Source organism: Moorena sp. SIO2C4, from assembly GCF_010672485.1.
GTDB classification, from domain to species: domain Bacteria; phylum Cyanobacteriota; class Cyanobacteriia; order Cyanobacteriales; family Coleofasciculaceae; genus Moorena; species Moorena producens.
The window spans coordinates 1-2,486 of sequence record NZ_JAAHGN010001084.1 but is presented as its reverse complement, the minus strand read 5'-3'; the positions used below and the strand labels follow the sequence as shown (position 1 = coordinate 2,486).

Sequence of the window (2,486 nt, the reverse complement as noted above, 5' to 3'; positions counted from 1 at the left end):
TAAAAACCCTTGACAAATTATATTATAATTATTATGATTATAATATAAAACAACAAGCAAAAGGTGACCAATATGGATTCCGAATTTCGCCCAAACCCAGAGACTAATCCTGAGGATATAACTCCTAGTAATAATCCTCAGGTGCGCTTTCCGTTGGCGAATTAAATTCGCCACGGGTCGCACCTCAAGAATCGTTTCCCAAAAAATATCCGGTTCAGCATATTTTGAAGGGCTCCCGCAAGGGCATAATCAACACCATGCATAGCCTCTATGTAGTTGGTTATGCGGAAATTATCGAGTGGACTCCTCTGCAGCGTGCGGCTTGTTCTGAGTAGGAGCAACTCGTAGTAGAGTAGGTTATGACTCAGGTAACTCGCGGAATAACATCCCAAAGGTTATAACTATTCATCAGGATGGCGGTGCAAATCCGACCCCATCAGGAGAGATGTGACACCCTATCTGGCCACACCGAGCAGGCGACATCCTAGCAGAGTGACGCTGGCAACAGGGCGGAATCAGACACGAATCAGATGCGTGACACTGCCGCTAATGGGAAGATGACATGGGTAACAGCAGCGAAAGTCCTTAAAAAGTGTCTAAAGGAGAAGCCGCAATCTGACTAGTATATGCGAGACTCGATTCCTGATTATCCTCACAACGTTCTGTTGCAGACAGTTGTAAACTCTGAGGAGGGAATAGGCAAAGTGGACTGCCCTAAACCATCAAAACAATCCGATGAATGGAACAAGTAAAAACGATAGCAATGGGTCTGGAGGCCGGTCGAATCTTCAGTAAGTTATGTCAAACTTAATCCCCACTATCGGGTAGGATGCAGCTAGAAACTGGCTGCGGGTATTCAGAATACACAAACTCTAGGAGAGCATAGTTAGACACATGAGTAATCATAGTGAACTTTGGAAAAAACAACAGTGGAAGAAACTCCGCCAAAATCTTTTCCGCCTACAAAAGCGAGTGTATAAAGCAGTTAGAGTTGGTGACTTGAAGAAAGCCAGGTCAGTACAAAAACTGATACTGAAATCCCGCTCAGCTCAACTTTTGGCAGTCCGACAAGTGACACAGCTAAATAAAGGCAAGAAAACGGCTGGAGTTGATGGCAAGTCAAGCCTCAACTACAGAGAACGAATGGAACTGGTTGAAACATTGAACCATTATGCAACTGACTGGAAGCATAGCGGACTCAGAGAAATTCCAATCCCAAAAAAGAATGGAAAAGTAAGAATGTTAAAGATACCAACCATCGCTGACCGAGCATGGCAATGTCTAGTGAAGCTAGCCCTTGAACCAGCCCACGAGGCTACGTTCAGCGGAGATAGCTATGGATTCAGAACGGGCAGGTGCGCCCAGGACGTCCAAAAACGCTTACAAATCCATCTGGCCTCAAACCATAATGGAATAAATAAACGAATAATCGAACTAGACATCAAGAAATGCTTTGACCGAATCTCCCACAGCTCTATAATGGAAAGGCTTATCGCACCAGCAAAAATCAAAACGGGGATATTCAGATGCCTAAAAGCAGGAGTAACCGTTCAGTTTCCAGAACAGGGCACCCCACAAGGGGGTGTGGTAAGTCCTTTATTAGCAAATGTGGCATTAAACGGAATAGAGGAAATCCATCCAAGTCTGCGATACGCAGACGATATGGTTTTTATCTTAAAGCCTAAAGATGATGCTGAGAAAATCCTCAACAAAGTCAAGAAATTCTTGGCAGAAAGAGGAATGGAAATCAGTGAAGAAAAGACCAAGCTAACTAAAACGACAGACGGATTTGACTTCCTGGGGTGGAGATTCCGCGTCAGAAAAGACGGAAAGTTTTCATGCGTTCCCTCAGAGGAAAATCATAGAAACATACGTAAGAAAATTAAATCCGTAGTCAACAACTCGAACTATGGTGCCGAAGTAAAAGCTAAGAAATTAGCCTCCAAAGTTCGCGGATGGCGTAACTACCATAGTAGCTGTGATATGAGTAGCTCAAGGGATTCATTGTGGTTCATGAGAATAACCGCTAACCGTAAATTCCGAAAGGAAAAGAAAGTGAATCGGTACAGAGCCAACAAATTATGCGATAAAGCATTCCCAAAGGTAGGTTACAAACAGAACCAACACGTGAACGTAAGGGGGACTAAGTCACCATACGACGGCGACCTAGTCTACTGGAGCCAAAGGAATTCACGCCTTTACTCCGATGCTACCTCTGACGCATTGAAAAAGCAAAACCATTCCTGTGGACACTGTGGACTGAGATTCATCGAAGGCGAGGATGTACATCTTCATCACATAGATGGAAACCACGACAACTGGTCAAAAAAGAATCTACTAGCAGTACATCAAAGCTGCCATCAACAGATACACTGGAGCACTCCTAAGGGAGAGAATATCTAGGAGCCGTATGAGGGGAAACCTTCACGTACGGTTCTGAAGGAGAGGTGCCCCGGATAATACCGGGCATCGACTCTAACCGACGG

The 2,486-nt window shown here is 44.5% G+C and carries 1 protein-coding gene; it reads left to right on the top strand.

Annotated features, from left to right (window positions below):
- The first annotated feature begins 894 nt into the window (after positions 1-894).
- Positions 895-2,403 carry a reverse transcriptase domain-containing protein gene (locus tag F6K20_RS33970; protein WP_044492589.1) on the top strand — a complete coding sequence of 503 codons (1,509 nt, stop codon included), beginning with the start codon at positions 895-897 and terminating at the stop codon, positions 2,401-2,403.
- The last annotated feature ends 83 nt before the right edge of the window (positions 2,404-2,486 follow it).